Below are 20,241 nucleotides of genomic sequence, written 5' to 3'. Positions count from 1 at the left end.
CGATGAACTGGTTCCTGCGATTGAAGCTTGCCCACAAGCTGCTTCTGACCTTCCTGACCTGCTCGGTGCTCACCGCGGTGGTGGGCGGCTACGGGCTGCTGCGCATCGGCGAGCTGAGCGGGATGCTGCGCCACACCTACACAGGCACCGTGCTGCCCGCCCAGCATGTGGCGGAAGCGTCGGCGCGGCTCAGCGCCCACTCCCGCGCCTACGTGCGGCTGCCCGCGCTGAAGGATCCCGCCGACGTGAAGGACGCCGTCGGCCGTGCGCAGGCGCACATCGACAAGTTCCGCAAGGCGATCGACAGCTACCGCGCCGCCAACCTCGGCGACAAGGAAAAGGCGCTGCTCGCCCAGCTCGACAAGCAATTCCCCAATTACCTGGCCCAGAACGACAAGGTGGCCGAACTGGCCGCCGCCGGCAAGTTCGACGAGGCGGCCGAGCATAGCAACGAGGCGACCCGCAAGGCCGTCAACGCGCTGGAGGCGGTGATGTCCGAAGTGATCGACGAGCTGAGCGCGCAGGCCGCCGCCACCAACGAGGCAGCCGATGCCGCCGCGCAGAGCGCGCGCACCGTGCTGCTGGCCGTGGTCATCGGCTCGGTGGTGCTGGCGGTGCTGATGGGCCTGGGGGTCACACGCATCATCGGCCGCCAGCTCGGCGGGGAGCCCAGCCACGCCGCCGACGTGCTGCGCCAGGTGGCCGACGGCAACCTGCAGGCGAGGATCGACCTGCGTGAAGGCGACACCAGCAGCCTGCTGTACGCGGTGCGGCAGATGATCGGCCGGCTGCAGCAGGTCATCGAGGGCCAGCGCCGCGTGGTGGAAGCGGCCAACCGCGGCAACTTCACCGAGCGTGTCGAGCTGGCCGGCCTGCAGGGCTTCCAGCAGGAGATGGGCCAGGGCGTGAACCAGCTCGTCTCGACCGTCGGCACCAGCATCGACGACGTGGCCGAGGTGATGGGCGCGCTGTCCGACGGCGACCTGACGCGCCAGATCGAGCGCGAATACGACGGCAGCTTCGCGGAGATGAAGGACCATGTGAACCGCACGGTGTCGCAGCTGGCGCAGGTGGTGGCCGATGTGAACAGCGCGGCCGAGGCCTTGTCCGGCGCGTCCGAAGAAGTGAGCGCGACGGCGCAGTCGCTGTCGCAGGCGTCGAGCGAGCAGGCCGCGGGTGTGGAAGAGACGAGCGCGTCGATCGAGCAGATGACGGCGTCGATCGCGCAGAACACCGAGAACGCGAAGGTCACCGACGGCATGGCCACCAAGGCGGCGAGCGAAGCGGCCGAAGGTGGCGAGGCGGTGAAGGCGACGGTGGTGGCGATGAAGCAGATCGCGCAGAAGATCGGGATCATCGACGACATCGCATACCAGACGAACCTGCTGGCGCTGAACGCGGCGATCGAGGCGGCGCGAGCCGGTGAACACGGCAAGGGCTTCGCGGTGGTGGCGGCCGAGGTGCGCAAGCTGGCCGAGCGCAGCCAGGTGGCGGCGCAGGAGATCGGCACCGTGGCGTCGAGCAGCGTGGAGCTGGCCGAGCGTGCGGGCAAGCTGCTGGACGAGATGGTGCCGAGCATCAAGAAGACCTCGGACCTGGTGCAGGAGATCACCGCGGCGAGCGAGGAGCAGTCGTCGGGCGTGGGCCAGATCAACGCGGCGGTGGGGCAGCTGAGCACCACCACGCAGCAAAACGCGTCGAGCTCGGAGGAGCTGGCGGCCACGGCCGAGGAGATGAGCGCGCAGGCCGAACAGCTGCAGCGCACGATGGCCTTCTTCACGCTGGCCGCCGGCGGCCGGCGCACCGAAGCCGAGGCCGCGGCACCCGCCCGCCATGCCATCGGCCACGCGAAGGCGGCCGCACGTCGTGCCGCCCGCAGCGAACCGGCACCGGCGCCGCGGCGCGCCCGCCCTCTGCCGGCCGGCGCCGGCAACGTCGACGAGTCGAACTTCACATCGTTCTGACGCGGTCCGCCCGTGAGGGAGCGGGCGCGCGGTGTCACATCAACACATCGAGAGGGATTCCATGCTCAACGATTTCAAGATAGGCACCCGCCTGATCGCAGGGTTCGTCCTGGCGGCGCTGATCGCGGCTGTGGTCGGTGCCGTCGGCATCCGCAACTCGTCGCAGATGAGCGATCTGGCGGAGGTGATGTACACGCGCGAACTCCTCGGGCTGTCCTACATCAAGGAAGCCAACATCAACCTGATCTACCTCAGCCGCGCGCGCGGCAACATGTTGCAGGCCACGACTCAGCAGGAGCGTGACGCGGCGCAGGGCGCTGCGGAGCGCAGCATCAAGGCGACCAAGGAATACATCGAGAAGGCCCGGCCGATGTTCGTGAGCGAGCGCGGCAAGGAGATGCTGGCGTCCTTCGACAAGAACTGGGATGCCTACCAGCTCGACATCCAGCGCTGGATGACGGTGGCGACGGCCACCAGCCTGGCCGACCGCAACGAAGCGCTGCAGCAGGTCAGCCGCGCCGTGTCCGAAGGGACCACCAAGCTCGACGACCTGATGGGCGAACTGACGAAGCTGAAGGAGGCGAACGCCAGCGAAGCCAACGACACCACCACCGCGCTGTACGAATCGAGCCTGGTGATCATGGTCAGCCTCGTGGTGGGCGGCGTGCTGCTGGGCATCGCGATGGGGCTGATCATCAGCCGCAGCGTCACGCGGCCGATGTCGCGCGCCGTCGAGGCCGCCGAGCGCATCGCCAAGGGCGACCTGTCGGTGAAGATCGAGGTGCAGGGCAAGGACGAGACTGCGCAGCTGCTGCAGGCGATGCAGCGCATGGTCGAGGCGACGGGCACCAGCGTCGGCGACGTGGTGCGCGTGATGGGCGCGATGGCCGAGGGCGACCTCAAGCAGCGCATCGACAAGAATTACGAAGGTGTGTACGTCGACCTGAAGACCTATGTGAACGAGACGGTCGACCGCCTCTCGCAGGTGGTGACGGAGGTCAACAGCGCGGCGGAAGCGCTGGCCGGCGCCTCGGAAGAGGTGAGCGCGACGGCGCAGTCGCTGTCGCAGGCGTCGAGCGAGCAGGCCGCGGGTGTGGAAGAGACGAGCGCGTCGATCGAGGAGATGACGGCGTCGATCGCACAGAACACCGAGAACGCGAAGGTGACGGACGGCATGGCCACCAAGGCGGCGAGCGAAGCGGCCGAAGGTGGCGAGGCGGTGAAGGCCACGGTGGTGGCGATGAAGCAGATCGCGCAGAAGATCGGGATCATCGACGACATCGCGTACCAGACGAACCTGCTGGCGCTGAACGCGGCGATCGAGGCGGCGCGTGCGGGCGAGCACGGCAAGGGCTTCGCGGTGGTGGCGGCCGAGGTGCGCAAGCTGGCCGAGCGCAGCCAGGTGGCGGCGCAGGAGATCGGCACGGTGGCGTCGAGCAGCGTGGAGCTGGCCGAGCGCGCGGGCAAGCTGCTCGACGAGATGGTGCCGAGCATCAAGAAGACCTCGGACCTGGTGCAGGAGATCACCGCGGCGAGCCAGGAGCAGTCGTCCGGCGTCGGGCAGATCAACGCGGCGGTGGGACAGCTGAGCCAGACCACGCAGCAGAACGCATCGAGTTCTGAAGAACTCGCCGCAACGTCCGAAGAGATGAGTGCGCAGGCCGAGCAGCTGCAGCGCACGATGTCCTTCTTCAAGGTGGCCGGCGGCCGGCGTACCGAAGCGGAGGCCGCCGCGCCTGCCCGCAAGGCCGTCCAGCGCATGAAGGCGCCGTCACAGGGTGCATCACGCGCCGCACCGCGCCACGCCGCCCACGTCGACCCCGTCGACGAAGCGTCATTCACCTCTTTCTGATGGCTTGAAGCCACCCCAACATGTTCTCTTCCATGAAGATCGGCACGCGCATCGGCCTGGGCTTCGCCGCGGTGATCGTGCTCATGCTCGCGATGGGTGGCTTCGCCATCCTCCAGATGGGCAAGGTCAACGACTCGTCGACCGACATCGCCGACAACTGGCTGCCCAGCATCCGCTACGTCGAGGAGATGAATACCAACACCTCCGACCTGCGCATCCTCGAGCTGCAGCACGTGATCTCGGAGAAGCCCGAGGACATGCAGCGCTTCGAGCGGGCCCATGCCGAGCTGATGAACGTGTTCGGCCGCAACCGCGACCACTACGCCAAGCTCATCTCGACGCCGGAGGAGCGGGCGATCTACGAGACCTTCTCGAAGCAGTTTGACGCCTACCTCGTGGTCCACAACCGCGTGGTCGAGCTGTCGCGCGGGCTGAAGACGCAGGAAGCCATGGCCCTGCTCAACGGCGACGCGCAGCGCCTGTTCGACGAGCTGTCGGGCCAGCTGCAGAAGCTGGTCGACATGAACGTCGCCGGTGGGGCTGCCGCCAGCGAGGCCGGCGACGTGCTGTACGACAGCGCCCGCGGCTGGATCGTCGGCGTGATCGCGCTCTGCGCGGTGCTGGCCGTGGCGATCTCCACCTTCATCGTGATGGGCCTGCTGAAACTGCTGGGCGGCGAACCGGCCTACGTGTCGGAGATCGCGGGCAAGGTGGCGCGCGGTGACCTGGCGCTGGAAGTGCGCACCAAGCCGAACGACGAGACCAGCGCGCTGGCCGCGATGAAGCGCATGGTCGACAAGCTCAAGCAGGTGATCGAAGGCCAGCGCCGCGTGGTGGCTGCGGCCAACGAGGGCCGGTTCGACGTCCGTGTCGACCTGAAGGGCCTCGAGGGCTTCCAGCAGGAGATGGGCGAGGGCCTCAACACGCTGGTGGCCACCATCGGCGGCAGCATCGACGACTCGGTGCGGGTGATGGGCGCGATCGCGCAGGGCGACCTGGGCAAGACGATCGACAAGCCCTACAGCGGCGCCTTCGGCGAGATGAAGCAGTACGTCAACAACACGGTCGGCAAGCTGCAGCAGGTCATCGAAGGGCAGCGGCGCGTGGTGGCCGCGGCCAACCGCGGCAACTTCGAGGAGCGTGTGCCGCTCGAAGGCCTGCAGGGCTTCCAGCGCGAGCTGGGCGAAGGCCTGAACGAACTGGTGGCCACCACGGGCGGCAGCATCAGCGACGTCGTCCGCGTGATGGGCGCGATGTCGGAGGGCGACCTGACGCAGTCGATCACCAAGGACTACCAGGGCGCCTTCGGCGAGATGAAGCAGTACGTCAACAACACCGTGGGCAAGCTGGCCCAGGTGGTGGCCGAGGTCAACAGCGGCGCCGAAGCGCTGGCCGGTGCCTCGGAAGAGGTGAGCGCGACGGCGCAGTCGCTGTCGCAGGCGTCGAGCGAGCAGGCCGCGGGCGTGGAAGAGACGAGCGCGTCGATCGAGCAGATGACGGCGTCGATCGCGCAGAACACCGAGAACGCGAAGGTGACGGACGGCATGGCCACCAAGGCCTCGAGCGAGGCGGCCGAAGGCGGCGAGGCGGTGAAGGCCACGGTGGTGGCGATGAAGCAGATCGCGCAGAAGATCGGGATCATCGACGACATCGCGTACCAGACGAACCTGCTGGCGCTGAACGCGGCGATCGAGGCGGCGCGTGCGGGCGAGCACGGCAAGGGCTTCGCGGTGGTGGCGGCGGAGGTGCGCAAGCTGGCCGAGCGCAGCCAGGTGGCGGCGCAGGAGATCGGCACCGTGGCCAGCAGCGTGGACCTCGCCGAGCGCGCGGGCAAGCTGCTCGACGAGATGGTGCCGAGCATCAAGAAGACCTCGGACCTGGTGCAGGAGATCACCGCGGCGAGCCAGGAGCAGTCGTCCGGCGTCGGGCAGATCAATGCCGCCGTCGTGCAGCTGAGCCAGACCACGCAGCAGAACGCATCGAGTTCTGAAGAACTCGCCGCAACATCCGAAGAGATGAGTGCCCAGGCCGAGCAGCTGCAGCGCACGATGTCCTTCTTCAAGCTGAACCCCGGCCAGCGCGTGGACGCGGAGGCCGCGGCCCCGGCGCGCCGCGTCGTGCGTGCCGCCCAGGCGTCCTCGCGCCGCAGCAGCGCAGCCGCGCCGCGCACGGCGGCGGCCGCGGTGGCGGCGGTCGACGAGGCCCACTTCACGTCTTTCTGAGCGGAGAACCCAGATGAACGCAACGCTTTCGGGCAGCCCCGCTGCTGCCGCCCACCACCCCGGCGCGCTCGCGGGCGAGCCGCAGCAGTACCTGACCTTCATGCTGGGCGGCGAGACCTATGCGCTCGGCATCCTGGCGATCAAGGAGATCATCGAGTACCGCGGCCTGACCGAGGTGCCGATGATGCCGCCGTCGATCCGCGGCGTGATCAACCTGCGCGGCGCCGTCGTGCCGGTGATGGACCTGCAGGCCCGCTTCGGCCGCCCCGCCAGCGAGACGACCAAGCGCACCTGCATCGTCATCATCGAGGTCGAGTCCAACGGCGAGCGCCACGTGCTCGGCGCCGTGGTCGACGCCGTCAACGAGGTGCTGGAGATCCCCGCGGCCGACATCGAGCCGCCGCCGTCCTTCGGCACCCGCATCCGCAGCGACTTCATCCACGGCATGGGCAAGGTGCACGGCAAGTTCGTGATCCTGCTGGCGGCCGAGCAGGTGCTGTCGGTCGACGAGATCGCCGCGGCCGGGCAGGCCGCCGAAGCGGGCCTCGCCCACTGAGGACGGCAGCATGACATCGGCGATCACCGATCGCGAGTTCGAGCGGTTCCAGGGCTTCATCCACGGGGCCGCCGGCATCACGCTGTCCTCCGCGAAGAAGGCCCTGGTGTCCGGCCGGCTGGCCAAGCGCCTGCAGCACCACAAGCTCGAACGCTACACGGACTACCTGGCCCTGCTGGACAGCGGCCAGGCGGCCGACGAGGTGCAGATCGCGATCGACCTGCTGACCACCAACGAGACCTACTTCTTCCGCGAGTCCAAGCACTTCGACCTGCTGCGGCAGATGGCCGCGGACGCCCCGCGTGCACAGACCTTCCGCGTCTGGAGCGCGGCCTGCTCCAGCGGCGAGGAGCCGTACAGCATGGCGATGGTGCTGGCGGACGTGCGCTCCGACCGGCCGTGGGAGGTGCTGGGCTCCGACATCAGCTCCCGCGTGCTGAAGCGCGCCCGTGCGGGCCACTACCCGATGGAGCGGGCGCGGCAGACGCCGCCGGCCTACCTGAAGCGCTTCTGCCTGAAGGGCAAGGACGAGCAGGAGGGCACGCTGCTGATCACGCGCACGCTGCGCGACCGCGTGCGGCTGCTGCACGTCAACCTGAACGAGACGCTCCCGGGCGAGCTGGGCACGTTCGACATGGTGTTCCTGCGCAACGTGATGATCTACTTCAACGCCGAGACCAAGCGGCAGGTGGTCGAGCGCGTGCTGGGCACGCTGCGCCGCGGCGGCATCTTCGTCGTGGGGCACTCCGAGAGCCTCAACGGCATGATGAACGGCGTGCAGCAGGTCTCACCCTCCATCTACCGCAAGCTGTGAGCCTCTGAGGAGATCCTGATGGATGCGGGCAAGCCGGCGCCGCCGGCGCGGCGCGAGGCGGTTCTGGTCGTCGACGACAGCGTCGTGCAGCGCCAGCACGCCGCCGGCCTGTGCCGCGCGCTCGGCGTCGGGGAGGTGCACGAGGCGCAGCACGGCCGCGATGCGCTGGCCCTGCTCGACGCGATGCCCCACCCCCCGTCGCTGATGGTCATCGACCTCGAGATGCCGGTGATGGATGGCTTCGAGCTGATCCAGCAGATGGGCAAGCGCGGCCTGCGCATCCCCTTCCTGGTGGCATCCAGCCGCGAAGGGGCGCTGGTGCGTGCGGTCGAGGTGATGGCGGCGACGCTGGGCATGCCCCTGCTGGGCGGCGTGGCCAAGCCGCTGACGGCCGAGGTGCTGGCCGGCGCGCTGCAGGGCAGCCACGAGGTGGATGCGCGCGCCGTGGCAGCCGCCGTGCCCAATGCGCAGCCGCCCATTGCCCCCGAGCTGCTGGCCGCGGCGCTGCAGGCGGGATCGGTCGTGCCGCACTACCAGCCCAAGGTCGACATCCGCACCGGGCTCGTGCGCGGCGTGGAGGTGCTGGCCCGCTGGACCGATCCGGTGCTCGGCGTGGTGCCGCCCGACCGCTTCATCGCGACAGCCGAGCAGCACGGCCTGATCCACGGCCTCACGCGGTCCATCCTCGACCAGTCGATGGCGCAGGTCGCACACTGGAATGCGCGCGGGCTGGTGCTGTCGCTGGCGGTCAACCTGTCGCCGCTGCTGCTGCAGACGCCCACGCTGGTCGAGGAGATCAGCGCACTCCTGGCCCACCATGGCGTGGCCGCCGGGCAGCTGGTACTGGAGATCACCGAGGGCTCGCTGGTCGGCTACGACGCCGGCACGATGGGCCTGCTGGCGCGGCTGCGCATGCGCGGCGTGGGGCTGTCGATCGACGACTACGGCACTGGCTTCTCGTCGATGCAGCAGCTCGCGCGCATCCCGTTCACCGAGCTGAAGATCGACCGCTCGTTCGTGCACGGCGCGCACCGCCAGGCGCACCTGCGGGTGATCCTGCAGTCGGCGCTGGAGATGGCGGGGCGGCTGGGCCTGGTGTCGGTGGCCGAGGGGGTCGAGACGATCGACGACTGGCGGCTGCTGCAGGAGTTTGGCTGTACCGTGGGGCAGGGCTTCCTGGTCGCGCGGCCGATGGTGGGCGGGGCCTTGCCGCGCTGGATGAAGAGCCACGAGCGCCGCCTGCCGGAGCTGCGCATGCCGCGGACGGCGGCGCGGGCCGCGGCCGAAGAGGAGACGAAATGAAGACGATCAAGGTCCTGGTGGTGGACGATTCCGCCGTCGTGCGCCAGGTGCTGGCGGGCCTGCTGGCCGAGGCGCCGAACATCGAGGTCATCGCCGCCTGCGCCGACCCGGTGCTGGCCCAGGAGCGCATGCGCCAGCAGTGGCCCGACGTGATCGTGCTCGACGTGGAGATGCCGCGCATGGACGGCATCACCTTCCTGCGCAAGATCATGGACGAGCGGCCGACGCCGGTGGTGATCTGCTCGACGCTGACCGAGAAGGGCGCCAAGACGACGCTGGAGGCGCTGGCCGCCGGTGCGGTGGCCATCGTCACCAAGCCCAAGCTCGGGCTCAAGCAGTTCCTCAGCGAGGCGGCGCAGGAGCTGATCGGCACCGTGCGCGCCGCGGCCCAGGCCAACGTGCGGCGCTCGCCGGTGCGCCCCGCGCCACCGCTGACGCCCACCGCCAAGCACAACGCCGACGTGATCCTGCCGCCGCAGGTGCAGGGCACGCGCGCGATGGCGCAGACCACCGAGCGCGTGGTGATGATCGGCACCTCGACCGGCGGCACCCAGGCGCTGGAGGTGGTGCTGACGGAGCTGCCCCGCGTGTCGCCCGGCATCGTGATCGTGCAGCACATGCCGGAGAAGTTCACCGCCGCCTTCGCGGCACGGCTCGACAGCATCTGCCGCATTACCGTGAAGGAGGCCGCTACCGGCGACCGCGTGGTGCCCGGCCAGGCGCTGATCGCGCCGGGCGGCAAGCACACGCTGCTGCGCCGCAGCGGCGCGCAGTACCACGTGGAGGTGGTCGACGGGCCGCTGGTCAACCGCCACCGCCCGTCGGTGGACGTGCTGTTCCGCTCGGCCGCCAAATGCGCGGGCGGCAATGCGCTGGGCATCATCATGACGGGCATGGGCGACGACGGCGCCGCCGGCCTGCTGGAGATGCGCACGGCCGGCGCCGCGACGATCGCGCAGGACGAGCAGAGCTGCGTGGTCTTCGGCATGCCGAAGGAAGCCATCAAGCGCGGCGCGGTGGGACGCACGCTGCCGCTGGGCGCGCTGGCGCGCGAGATCTCGGCGCTGCAGCGGATCTGAGCCTGCCGGCCTGCGGCAGGTTCAGGCCCGCGGGCCGAGCCTGTCCCGGACCACGGCCAGCAGGTCGCGGCTGTTGGTGGTCGAAGGGTGCCGCGGTCCGAGTTGCGGCGAGGCGCACTGCGCGTCGAAGACGGCCTGGATGATCGGGAGCGCTTCGTCATGGCGTCCCAGGAAGTACAGGACCTGGGCCTGCATGTACCGGCAGATCAGGATCGACGGATGGTCCGGCCCGTGGCCCGGCGCGGCGCCCTGCGCGGCGACGAGGGCCACGCTCATGGACAGCGCTTCGTCGTACCGCCCCAGGCTGACCAGGATGCCGACGAGCACGTACCGCGCGGTCAGCGTCGACGGGTGGTCGGGCCCCATGTCCGGCAACGCACTTTTCACCGAGACGACGGCCCGGATGTGTTCCAGCGCTTCGTCGTGGCGCCCGAGGCTTTCCAGGATGTGCGCGAGCAATTGCCGGCTGGTCAGCGTCGAGGGATGTTGCGGCCCGCCATGCGGTGAGGCGGCCTGTGCATCGAAGACGGACTGGATGACGGCGAGGGCTTCGTCATGGCGATCGAGCCGGTGCAGGACGCTCGCGAGCACATGCCGGCTGGTCAGCGTCGACGGGTGGTGGGTGCCGAAGTCCGGCAAGGTGCACCATCCGTCCGCGACGGCCTCGATCTCAGCCAGTGCATCGTGGTAGCGGCCGAGCTGTTCCAGCAAGCCGGCCCGCGTGTGCCGGCAGGACAGGGTGGAGGGGTGGACCGGACCGATGCCGGGCCGTCCGCTCATCGTGCCGACGACGGCCTCGATGTCGGCGAGCGCCTCGTCGAAGCGGCCGAGCCGCATCAGGACCTCGGCGCGCAGCCGCCGGCTGGCGAGCGTCGAGGGGTGGCCGGGTCCATAAGCCGGGGAGGCATGTTGTGAGACGACCACGGCCTGGATGGCGGAGAGTGCCTCGCCGAAGCGCCCCAGCCCCTCGAGGGCCCTGGCGCGCACCTCGCCACAGGCCATCGCGAGTTCGCAGCGGTCGCCCAGATTTGCTTCGATGAGGGGGGCCGCTTCGTCCAGCAGCACCAGTGCCAGCCGATGGCGGCCCCGGCCGGCGAGCGCGCCGGCTTCGTCGACGAGCTGCCGCGCGTGGTCGATGGCCTCGATGCTGACCTGGTGCGGTCCGCTGCCGGGCCCGAGGTGCTGCAGTGCTTCCACGAAGGACCCTTCGGGCTGCGCTTCGAGCGCCATCAGGGTGCGCAGATCCTGTGCGAGATCGATGGCGTCGCGATGGCCGGGGTCGAGGCACCCGGCCGCGGCGGCGTAGCGCAGTCCGACGGTCAATCCGTCGGCCCGGTCGTTCCCGACGGATCGGCCCAGCGCCCAACGGGCCCGCGCATGCAGGATGCCGGCGACATCGGGGCCTTCCTCTTCGAGCCAGGTGGCCAGGACGCCTTGTGCCCGGGCGTGGTTGCGGTCCTTCCATTCCCGCCGCGCCCGGGCGAGCGCGGTGGCCGCGAGACGGGCCTCGAGCGCTGCACGAGCCTCCTCGACCCGGGCGCTCTTCACCTTCTCCTGCGCGAGCTTGGCCTGCGCATCGGCAAGCACTTCCTGCACATGCCTGCGCAGCGCCGCGTCGCGGTCGAAGCGATGCTTCATCCACAGGCCGAAGAACCAGCCGCCGAGGGCGAAGACCGGTACGGCGATCCCGAAGAAATTGGCGGCGGGGCCCATCTGCTCGAGCACCGACCACAGCCCGGCGAGCCATGCCGGCGTGCCGGGAGGAAGCAGCGAACCCTTGACCACGGCGGCCGACGCTGCCGCACTCACCGACTCGACCATTCGCCGTGCTCCCGACCCCTGCGATCGGGCGATGGTCTGCGAGAAGGCCTGGATCGTGCAAGCCGGGGCTGGCCCGGGGCCTGCCGCGTCAGGCCGCCGTGCCGACCCGTCCCGCGCCCTCCATCGCGGCGAGCGACTTCATCACCAGCGCGACCTGCGTCTCCAGCGGATCGGGCGCGGGCTTCTCGCCGCTCATCACGGCCTGGATGTAGAGCGCGGTGGTCGCCGCGTCGTGCGTGCGTGGCAGCAGCGGCATCGTGGCGAGCACGCCTTCCTGGGCCGGACAGCCCAGCTCGGGCCGCGGCTGGCCGTCGATCCAGCTGTCGATGCGGGGCTGGCGCCGCGGATCGGCCACCGCCTCGCCCTCCGTGCCCCGCAGCAGCATCATCGTGGCGCCCGACTGCCGCGCATAGGCCGCCATCAACTCGCCGAACTCCGGGTGGGTGTAGCTGGCCAGGCGCAGCGCCGGTGCGCCGCGCACGGGGTCGATCATCTTGGCCACGGTGTGCCCGGAGTTGCGCAGCCCGATGGTCCAGCGCACGTCGAGCAGCCGCGCGAGCGGCGGGCACAGCGCGTCGATGCACAGGAAGGCCGGCTCGCGCCGTGCCCAGGCCTGCTCGACCTCCTGCACGCTGTGCGCGATGGGCAGGCCGAGGTCGTGCAGCACGTCGGCCGTGCTCACGCGCTTGGGGTCCTGGCGCGGTCCGTGCACCAGCACCCGCACGCCCTCCTGCGACAGGCGCATGGCCAGCAGCGGCGTCAGGTTGGGCAGCCGGCGCGCGCCGTTGTAGCTGGGGATCACCACCACCGGCAGGCGCGAGGGCACGAGCACGCAGCGTTCGTGCACGGCGGCCAGGAAGCCGGTGAGCTCGTCGACCGTCTCGCCCTTCATGCGCATCGCGATCGCGAAGGCGCCGATCTCCAGGTCGGTGGCCTGGCCGTCGAGCACCAGTCCCATCAGGTCCTGGGCCTGCTCGGTGCTGAGGGAGCGTGCGCCGGCGCTGCCGCGGCCGATCTCCTTGATGTAGTGACTGATGGTGCTCATGCGATGTCTCCTGCGCGCAGGTTCGCAAGTTTCGGACCTCCTGCGCCGCCTCCCGGATGGTCGTACATATTCACCGGCCCGGCCCCGGTTCAGGCCGCCGTGGTTTGTGCAACCAGTCGTTTCAGCTCGGGGATGCAGGAGCCGCAGTTGGTCCCGCAGCGCAGCGCGCCCTGCAGCTGGACGAGGCGTTCGTCGGGGCTGCCATGGCATCGGGGCAGGGCCTCTGCGATCTGCGCCTCGCCGACGTTGAAGCAGGTGCAGACCTGCCTGCCGCGCGCTGGCGTGGGCAGCGGTGGCTTGGCGCCGGGCGTGAGCAGCTGGCGGCCGTAGGCCTGCGTCGGCAGCTCGTCCTGCAGCAGCGGCTTGAGCCAGGCCTCGGCCCGCGTGTCGCCGGCCAGCAGGAAGCCTTCGAGGCGGCGGTCGCCGTCGACCTGGCGCATACGCATCGCCCGGCGCTGGCCGCGGCGCGGGTCTTCGTAGTGCAGCACCGGTGCATCGTGGCTGCCGTAGGCCAGGCCCAGCAGCGTCTCGACCTTGCGCACCAGCGAGACCGGCGGCGCGCTGTCGTGTGCAGCGCGGAACAGCACCCCGCCGCGGGCATGGCCGAAGGGCACGCACACCGCGTGGGCGAATTCGCGCATCAGCGGCTGCAGGGCCTGGCGCGCAGGCTGCAGCTCGTCCTCGGGCAGCCAGGCCATCGCCACCAGCCGCCACGGCAGCTCGGCCTTCAGCAGCTTGACCGCGCAGTGCTTCAGCTCGGGCTGCATCGAGCGCGGGCAGTAGCGCGGCGTGGTCAGCGCGTTGACGCCGGCCAGCGGCACGCCGCGGGCGCTGCGGCCCGACAGGAACTCCTCGCCCCAGTGCATCGCGATGAAGGCCTGCGCCGGCGCGATGCCGTCGTCGGCCGCGGCGGGCAGCACGATGGAGCCCCGGCGCGAGGTCACGTGCACCAGGTCGCCCGGCTGCAGGCCCAGGCGCTGCAGCTCCTGCGGATGCAGGTCGACCGTGGGTTCGGGCACCTGGCCGAAGAGCCGGCCCAGCGTGCCGGTGCGGCTCATGCCGTGCCACTGGTCGCGCAGGCGGCCGGTGTTGAGGCTGAACGGGTAGCGCACGTCGCGCGGCTCCGCCACCGGCTCGAACGGCGTGTCGAAGAAGCGGGCGCGCCCGTCGGCCGTGGGGAAAACGCCGTCTTCGTAGAGCCGCGCCCGGCCGGTGGCGGCGCCTTCGGGCAGCGGCCACTGCTGCGGGCCCTCGGCCTCCAGCCGCGCATAGCTGAGGCCGGTGATGTCGAGGTCGCGGCCCCGGGTGCTTTCGCGGTGCTCGATCCACACGGACTCGGGCGTCGGGTAGTCGAACAGGGAAGGGCGGCCGCAGCGCAGCCGGGTCTCCAGGCGCTGCGCGAACTCGGTGGCGATGTGCCAGTCGTTGCGCGCCTGGCCGGGGGCCGGCACGGCCGGCCGCACGCGGCTGATGCGGCGCTCGCTGTTGGTGACGGTGCCTTCCTTCTCGCCCCAGGTGGTGGCCGGCAGCAGCAGGTCGGCGTACGGGGTGGTGGCGGTGGTGGCGAAGGCCTCCTGCACGACCACGAACTCGCAGCGCGCCATCGCCTCGCGCACCAGCGCCTGGTCGGGCATCGACTGGGCCGGGTTGGTGCAGGCGATCCACAGCGCCTTGATCTGGCCGTCGGCCGCGGCGCGGAACATGTCGACTGCGCTCTTGCCGGGCGCCGCGGGCACGTCGTCGACGCCCCACAGGCGCGCCACTTCGGCGCGGTGGCCGGGGTTGGCCAGGTCGCGGTGGGCCGACAGCAGGTTGGACAGGCCGCCCACCTCGCGCCCGCCCATCGCATTGGGCTGGCCGGTGAGCGAGAAGGGCCCCGCGCCAGGCTTGCCGATCTGTCCGGTGGCCAGGTGCAGGTTGATCAGCGCGGCGTTCTTCGCGGTGCCGCTGGCGCTCTGGTTCAGGCCCTGGCAGTAGAGCGACAGGGTCGGCGTGCGTGCCGCAACCGGGGCGCCGGCGCCGGGTTCGTCGAGCCCCGCGAACCACGCCGCGGCCTGCACGATCCTGTCTTCCGGCACGCCCGTGAGGCGGCTCGTCTCGCGCGGGGTGTACTCGCGCACCCGGGCCTTCAGCGCGTCGAAGCCGGTGGTGTGCGCGGCGATGTAGGCGGTGTCGACCAGGCCGTCCCACAGCATCAGGTGCAGCAGGCCGTGGTACAGCGCCACGTCGCTGCCGGGCAGCAGCTGCAGGTGCAGGTCGGCCGCGGCGGCGGTGTCGGTGCGGCGCGGGTCGACGACGATCATGCGCAGCGCCGGGTTGGCGCGCTTGGCATCCTCGATGCGGCGGAACAGGATGGGGTGGGCGTAGGCGGTGTTCGAGCCGGTGATGAAGAGGGTGCGCGCATGCGCCAGGTCGTCGTAGCACGCGGGCGGCGCATCGGCACCGAGCGTCGCCTTGTAGCCGGCCACCGCGCTGCTCATGCACAGGCGCGAGTTGGTGTCGACGTTGTTGGTGCCGATCAGGCCCTTGGCCAGCTTGTTGAAGACGTAATAGTCCTCGGTCAGCAGCTGGCCCGAGAGGTAGAAACCCACGGCATCGGGGCCGTGCTCGGCGATGACCTGCGCGAAGCGTTCGGTCGCCTCCGACATCGCTTCGTTCCAGCTCACCGGCCGCGGCTCGGCGCCGCGTGTGGCGCGGCGCATCGGGAACAGCAGCCGCGCGTGCTGGGTGACGGCGGGCGCCGCCGTGAGGTGCAGCGTGCTGCCCTTGCTGCACAGGCGGCCGAAGTTCGCGGGGTGGTCCGGGTCGCCGCGCACGCCGGTGATCTGCGTGCCTTGCGACTCGATGATCACGCCGCAGCCGACGCCGCAATAGGGGCAGGTGGATCTGGTTTCGCGCAGCGCTGTGCTCATGCTCGGGGGCAGGGGTGAGGGGCGATGGTCGCCAGTTCGTCCAGGTCCAGGGCCACCTCGCCGTTCTCGACCTTGACCGAGAAGGTCGGCGTGCAGCCTTCGTCGGGGGCGCGGGCGCGGCCGTCCTCGAGGCCGATGGTCCAGTTGTGCAGCGGGCAGGCCACGCTGGTGCCGAACACGATGCCCTGGCTCAGCGGGCCCTTCCTGTGCGGGCACTGGTCGAGCAGCGCGAAGACCTGGTCTTCGGTGTTGCGGAACACGGCCACCTCGGGGCCGTTGGCACGCGCCACGCGCCGCGCGCCGAGCACGGGGATGTCTTCCACGCGGCACAGGGTCTTCCAGGTCGCCATCCTCACACTCCCAGCGTGGCGAACTGGCGCAGGTCCACGCCGGCCCGGTCGAACTCGAACCACGGGTCGGGCTCGCCGTCGAGCGAGAACACCAGCCGGTCGTACAGCGCCTTGCGGTTCCCGGCGTCGTCCAGCACCCGGGCCTTCACGTGGTCGAGGCCCACGCGGCCCACGTAGTGCACGGTGCGTTCCAGGTACCAGCCTTCCTCGCGGTAGAGCTGCAGGAAGGCGGCCGCGTGCTCCACCACTTCGGCGGCCGTCTTCAGCTTGCAGAAGAAGTGCGCCACCTCGGTCTTGATGCCGCCGTTGCCGGCGATGTAGATCTCCCAGCCCGAGTCGACGCCGATCACGCCCACGTCCTTGATGCCGCTCTCGGCGCAGTTGCGCGGGCAGCCGCTGACGGCCAGCTTCACCTTGTGGGGCGCGTACATGCGCCACAGCACGCGTTCGAGCTCGATGCCGAGCGCCGTCGAGTCCTGCGTGCCGAAGCGGCACCATTCGCTGCCCACGCAGGTCTTCACGGTGCGCAGGGTCTTGCCGTAGGCGTGGCCGCTGGGCATGCCGAGGTCCTTCCACACGCCGGGCAGGTCTTCCTTCTTCACGCCCAGCAGGTCGATGCGCTGGCCGCCGGTGACCTTCACGCTGGGGATTTGGTACTTGTCGACCACGTCGGCAATGCGGCGCAGCTCGCCGGCATTCGTGGTGCCGCCCCACATGCGCGGCACGACGCTGTAGGTGCCGTCCTTCTGGATGTTGGCGTGGCTGCGCTCGTTGATGAAGTGGCTCTGCGGGTCGTCCTTCGCTTCCTTCGGCCAGGTGCTGATCAGGTAGTAGTTGACGGCCGGGCGGCAGCTCGCGCAGCCGTTGGGCGTGCGCCAGCCCAGGGCCTCGTACACGTCGGGGATGGCCAGCAGGTGCTGGGCGCGGATGGCGTCGCGCACCTCCTGGTGGCTGGCGTCGGTGCAGGCGCAGATCGCCTTCTTCTTGGGCGCGGCGGAGTAGTCGCCGCCCGCGGTGAACATCAGCAGCTGCTCGACCAGGCCGGTGCAGGAGCCGCACGAGGCGCTGGCCTTGGTGTGCTTGCGCACCTCCTCGATCGTGAACAGGCCTTTGTCCTGGATGGCCTTGCAGATGCTGCCCTTGGTGATGCCGTTGCAGCCGCAGACCTCGGCGTCGTCGGGCATCGCCGCGGCCCTGCTGTGGCCTTCGTGGCCGGTGTCGCCGAGGTTGGATTCGCCGAACATCAGCTTGTCGCGGATGTCGTGGATGGTGCGGCCTTCGCGCAGCAGCTTGAAGTACCAGCTGCCGTCGACCGTGTCGCCGTACAGGCACGCGCCGACCAGCTTGTCGCCCTGGATCACCAGCTTCTTGTAGACGCCGCCGAAGGGGTCGCTCATCACGATCTCCTCGGTGTCGCCGCCGCCCATGAAGTTGCCGGCGCTGAAGAGGTCGATGCCCGTGACCTTGAGCTTGGTGCTGGTCTGGCTGCCGGTGTAGCGGCCGATGCCGAACTCGGCCAGGTGCGTGGCGCACACCTTGCCCTGCTCGAAGAGGGGCGCCACCAGGCCGTAGGCGATGCCGCGGTGCGCGGCGCATTCACCGACCGAGTACACACGCGGGTCGGTCACGGTCTGCATGGTGTCGGTGACGACGATGCCCCTGTTGCAATGCAGGCCGATCTGTTCGGCCAGCGCGGTGTTGGGGCGGATGCCGGCGGACATCACCACCAGGTCGGCCGGGATCTCGGTGCCGTCCTTGAACTGCACGGCCCGTACGCGCCCGTCGTCGCCGCCGATGAATGCCTGCGTCTGGCCGTTGAGGACGAACCGGAGGCCGCGGTTCTCAAGCTCCTTTTGCAGCAGCCGGGCGGCCGCCTCGTCGAGCTGGCGTTCCAGCAGCCAGGCCCCGATGTGCACCACCGTCACCTGCATGCCGCGCAGCATCAGGCCGTTGGCCGCCTCCAGGCCCAGCAGGCCGCCGCCGACCACGACCGCGTGCCGGTACTTCGTCGACGCGTCGATCATCGCCTCGGTGTCGGCGATGTCGCGGTAGGCCAGCACGCCCTGCAGGTTCTTGCCCGGCAGCGGCGGGATGAAGGGGTTGGAGCCGGTGGCGATCAGCAGCCGGTCGTATCCGGCCTCGGTGCCGTCGTCGGCGCGCACGATGCGCTTGCGGCGGTCGACGTCCACCACCTTGCGGCCCAGGTGCAGCGTGATGCCGTGCGCCTCGTACCAGGAGAGCGGGTTCAGGATGATGTCGGGGATCGTCTGCTCGCCGGCCAGCACCGGCGACAGCAGGATGCGGTTGTAGTTCGGATGCGGCTCGGCGCCGAAGACGGTGATGTCGTACAGGTCGGGCGCGATCTTCAGCAGCTCCTCGAGCGTGCGCACGCCGGCCATGCCGTTGCCCACCATCACGAGTTTCATCTTCTTCATGCGCATGCGTCCTTGTGGTCCAAAAGCAAGCGAGGTGCCACCGTGGGGCGGTGGCACGCCGGTGAGGTTGGCGCCGAGAATGGGCCATGAGCTTCGACGTCGATATCGGCCTGGCCAGCGAATGCGGGCGCCGCCGCAGCAACGAGGATTTCGCGGGCGTGCGGCGCGGCGATCCCCTGGGCCTGATCGCGGCGGTCGCCGATGGCGTATCGACCGGCGGCGGCGGGCAGGAGGCGGCGCAGACGCTGGTGCGCAGCCTGCTGTCCGACTACTTCGCCGCGCCGCCCACGTGGGAGACCACCGTGGTGCTCGATCGCCTGATCCAGGCGCACAGCCAATGGCTGGCCGACCACAACCGCCGCCGGCAGGGGCTGAGCGAGCAGGCCGGCGAGCCGCGCACCGGGCTCACCACCATCACCGCGCTGGCGGTGCACGGCCACAGCTACACGGTGGCGCACGCGGGCGACAGCCGGGCCTGCCAGCTCGTCGACGGCGAGCTGCGGCCGCTGACGGCCGACCACGTGTTCGGCGGCCTGCAGCGCAACCGGCTGACACGCGCCGTCGGCCTCGACGACGTGGTGCGCGTCGATTTCGCGCAGGGCGAGGTGCGTGTCGGCGACTGCTTCGTGCTGACGACCGACGGGGTCCACGGCGCGCTGGAGCCGGCGCGCATCGCGGGCCTGGTGGGCGCGGCGGCCGACGCCCAGGCCGCGGCCGACGCGGTGGTGGCCGCGGCCCTGCAGGCCGGCAGCTTCGACAACGCCACCGCGATCGTGCTGCGCATCCGCGGGCTCGACGCGGCGCGTTTCGAGGATGCGCTGCTGCGCGGGCGCCGCCTGCCGCCGCTGCCGCCGCTCAAGGTCGGCGACGTGGTCGATGGCTTCACCGTCACCGCGCTGGTGGCCGATACCGGCGTGCACCGCCTCTACCAGGCGCGCACGCCGGCGCGCGCGCTGGTGGCGTTGAAGACCCTGCACGAGGCCCGGGCGAGCGACCCGCAGGAGCGCACGATGCTGGCCCACGAGGCCTGGCTCGGCCTGCGGGTGGGCGAGAGCGGCGTCCCCGGCTTCGTGCGGGTGCACGAGGTGATCGACCCGAGCGCCCTCTACACCGTCTTCGACTGGCATGGCGGCCAGACGCTGGAGCAGCTGCTGGCCGCGGGCACCGCCTTCAGTGTGGCCGAGGTCGTGCAGGCGGGGCTGGAGATCGGCCGTGCGCTGGGCCGGCTGCACCGCCTCGGCGTGGTGCACCGCGACGTCAAGCCGGGCAACCTGCACCGGGGCGACGACGGCTGCTGGCGGCTGCTCGACCTCGGCGTGGCCATCTCGGGCCGCGAGCCCGCCGCGCAGCGGCAGCTGCATGCGGGCACGCCCAGCTACATGAACCCGGAGCAATGGGACGGCGCCCCGGCCGACGCCGGCAGCGACCTCTTCGCCCTGGGCGTCGCGCTGTACCGCTGGCTGGGCGGGCGTTTGCCGTACGGCGAGGTCGAGCCCTGGCAGACCGGCCGCTACCGCCACGATCCGCGCCGCCTCTCGCGGCTGCGGCCCGACGTGCCGGTATGGCTCGACCACCTCGTGCTGAAGGCCGTGGCACGCGATCCGCGCCAGCGCTTCGAGACCGCCGAGGAGCTCGTGCTCGCGTTGGAGCGCGGTGCCTCGCGTGCGCTGGCGGCGCTGCCCGCCACGCCGCTGGCCCGGCGCGACCCGGCCGCGCTGTGGATGGCCGCGTTCTGGGTCTCGGCGCTGTTCAACGTGGCACTGGTCCTGTGGCTGCTGTACCTGCCGCGCTAGCCGTCGCCGGGACGATGTCATGCCGTGCCCCGGCGGCTGCGGCCGGCCGGCACGGCGGCGCGGCGCGGCCCGGCGGCGCCCGGGCCGGCGGGCGGC

13 protein-coding genes are annotated in these 20,241 nt (G+C 70.6%); 8 read left to right on the top strand and 5 right to left on the bottom strand.

Translation table 11 applies throughout. From position 1 onward, the window contains the following. The first annotated feature begins 2 nt into the window (after positions 1–2). From V4F39_RS20575 to V4F39_RS20545, 7 genes are all read left to right on the top strand, one after another. Positions 3–1,964, top strand: coding sequence for a HAMP domain-containing methyl-accepting chemotaxis protein (locus tag V4F39_RS20575; protein ID WP_332291782.1), 1,962 nt, complete (start codon positions 3–5; stop codon positions 1,962–1,964). Between the two features lie 61 nt (positions 1,965–2,025). Next, positions 2,026–3,816, top strand: coding sequence for a methyl-accepting chemotaxis protein (locus tag V4F39_RS20570; protein WP_332291781.1), 1,791 nt, complete (start codon positions 2,026–2,028; stop codon positions 3,814–3,816). Positions 3,817–3,836: 20 nt separating this feature from the next. Then, positions 3,837–6,038: a methyl-accepting chemotaxis protein gene (locus V4F39_RS20565; protein ID WP_332291780.1), complete on the top strand. Its 2,202-nt coding sequence runs from the start codon at positions 3,837–3,839 to the stop codon at positions 6,036–6,038. 13 nt (positions 6,039–6,051) lie between these two features. Further along, on the top strand, positions 6,052–6,594 hold the full coding sequence (locus V4F39_RS20560) for a chemotaxis protein CheW (RefSeq protein WP_332291779.1): 543 nt from the start codon (positions 6,052–6,054) through the stop codon (positions 6,592–6,594). Between the two features lie 10 nt (positions 6,595–6,604). After that, entirely contained in the window at positions 6,605–7,408 is an 804-nt protein-coding gene (locus V4F39_RS20555) for a CheR family methyltransferase (RefSeq protein WP_332291778.1), read from the top strand. Positions 7,409–7,426: 18 nt separating this feature from the next. Continuing rightward, on the top strand, positions 7,427–8,710 hold the full coding sequence (locus tag V4F39_RS20550) for an EAL domain-containing response regulator (protein ID WP_332291777.1): 1,284 nt from the start codon (positions 7,427–7,429) through the stop codon (positions 8,708–8,710). Then, positions 8,707–9,789, top strand: a complete 1,083-nt coding sequence (locus V4F39_RS20545; protein ID WP_332291776.1) for a protein-glutamate methylesterase/protein-glutamine glutaminase — start codon at positions 8,707–8,709, stop codon at positions 9,787–9,789. The genes V4F39_RS20550 and V4F39_RS20545 overlap by 4 nt, the downstream gene beginning before the upstream one ends. 21 nt (positions 9,790–9,810) lie before the next feature. Here V4F39_RS20545 and V4F39_RS20540 read toward each other — a convergent pair whose 3' ends face one another. The 5 genes from V4F39_RS20540 to nirB all read right to left on the bottom strand — a co-directional run bounded on the left by V4F39_RS20540 (position 9,811) and on the right by nirB (position 18,352). After that, the gene (locus V4F39_RS20540) at positions 9,811–11,610 is read right to left on the bottom strand and encodes a tetratricopeptide repeat protein (RefSeq protein WP_332291775.1); all 1,800 of its coding nucleotides are present in this window, start codon (positions 11,608–11,610) and stop codon (positions 9,811–9,813) included. Positions 11,611–11,698: 88 nt separating this feature from the next. Next, positions 11,699–12,655: a DNA-binding protein YbiB gene (gene ybiB / locus V4F39_RS20535; protein WP_332291773.1), complete on the bottom strand. Its 957-nt coding sequence runs from the start codon at positions 12,653–12,655 to the stop codon at positions 11,699–11,701. Positions 12,656–12,744: 89 nt separating this feature from the next. Next, positions 12,745–15,567: a nitrate reductase gene (locus V4F39_RS20530; protein WP_332291772.1), complete on the bottom strand. Its 2,823-nt coding sequence runs from the start codon at positions 15,565–15,567 to the stop codon at positions 12,745–12,747. Continuing rightward, the gene (gene nirD, locus V4F39_RS20525; protein WP_332291771.1) at positions 15,564–15,917 is read right to left on the bottom strand and encodes a nitrite reductase small subunit NirD; all 354 of its coding nucleotides are present in this window, start codon (positions 15,915–15,917) and stop codon (positions 15,564–15,566) included. Before nirD ends, V4F39_RS20530 begins: the two co-directional genes overlap by 4 nt. A gap of 2 nt (positions 15,918–15,919) precedes the next feature. Further along, positions 15,920–18,352 carry a nitrite reductase large subunit NirB gene (gene nirB / locus V4F39_RS20520; protein ID WP_332291770.1) on the bottom strand — a complete coding sequence of 811 codons (2,433 nt, stop codon included), beginning with the start codon at positions 18,350–18,352 and terminating at the stop codon, positions 15,920–15,922. 86 nt (positions 18,353–18,438) lie between these two features. On the opposite strand from nirB, the gene V4F39_RS20515 reads away from it, so the two are divergent. Continuing rightward, positions 18,439–20,145: a bifunctional protein-serine/threonine kinase/phosphatase gene (locus V4F39_RS20515; protein ID WP_332291768.1), complete on the top strand. Its 1,707-nt coding sequence runs from the start codon at positions 18,439–18,441 to the stop codon at positions 20,143–20,145. The last annotated feature ends 96 nt before the right edge of the window (positions 20,146–20,241 follow it).

Source organism: Aquincola agrisoli (assembly GCF_036621135.1).
Classification (GTDB): domain Bacteria; phylum Pseudomonadota; class Gammaproteobacteria; order Burkholderiales; family Burkholderiaceae_C; genus Aquincola; species Aquincola agrisoli.
The sequence above is the reverse complement of the archived record's forward strand: the minus strand, read 5'-3'. Positions and strand labels throughout refer to the sequence as shown.

Excerpts from the sequence above, each read along its gene's own strand:
- ybiB (WP_332291773.1), bottom strand. The coding sequence starts at position 12,655 with ATGAGCACCATCAGTCACTACATCAAGGAGATCGGCCGCGGCAGCGCC.
- V4F39_RS20560 (WP_332291779.1), top strand. The coding sequence starts at position 6,052 with ATGAACGCAACGCTTTCGGGCAGCCCCGCTGCTGCCGCCCACCACCCC.
- V4F39_RS20550 (WP_332291777.1), top strand. The coding sequence starts at position 7,427 with ATGGATGCGGGCAAGCCGGCGCCGCCGGCGCGGCGCGAGGCGGTTCTG.
- V4F39_RS20545 (WP_332291776.1), top strand. The coding sequence starts at position 8,707 with ATGAAGACGATCAAGGTCCTGGTGGTGGACGATTCCGCCGTCGTGCGC.
- V4F39_RS20540 (WP_332291775.1), bottom strand. The coding sequence starts at position 11,610 with ATGGTCGAGTCGGTGAGTGCGGCAGCGTCGGCCGCCGTGGTCAAGGGT.
- nirD (WP_332291771.1), bottom strand. The coding sequence starts at position 15,917 with ATGGCGACCTGGAAGACCCTGTGCCGCGTGGAAGACATCCCCGTGCTC.
- V4F39_RS20530 (WP_332291772.1), bottom strand. The coding sequence starts at position 15,567 with ATGAGCACAGCGCTGCGCGAAACCAGATCCACCTGCCCCTATTGCGGC.
- nirB (WP_332291770.1), bottom strand. The coding sequence starts at position 18,352 with ATGAAGAAGATGAAACTCGTGATGGTGGGCAACGGCATGGCCGGCGTG.
- V4F39_RS20555 (WP_332291778.1), top strand. The coding sequence starts at position 6,605 with ATGACATCGGCGATCACCGATCGCGAGTTCGAGCGGTTCCAGGGCTTC.
- V4F39_RS20515 (WP_332291768.1), top strand. The coding sequence starts at position 18,439 with ATGAGCTTCGACGTCGATATCGGCCTGGCCAGCGAATGCGGGCGCCGC.
- V4F39_RS20570 (WP_332291781.1), top strand. The coding sequence starts at position 2,026 with ATGCTCAACGATTTCAAGATAGGCACCCGCCTGATCGCAGGGTTCGTC.
- V4F39_RS20575 (WP_332291782.1), top strand. The coding sequence starts at position 3 with ATGAACTGGTTCCTGCGATTGAAGCTTGCCCACAAGCTGCTTCTGACC.
- V4F39_RS20565 (WP_332291780.1), top strand. The coding sequence starts at position 3,837 with ATGTTCTCTTCCATGAAGATCGGCACGCGCATCGGCCTGGGCTTCGCC.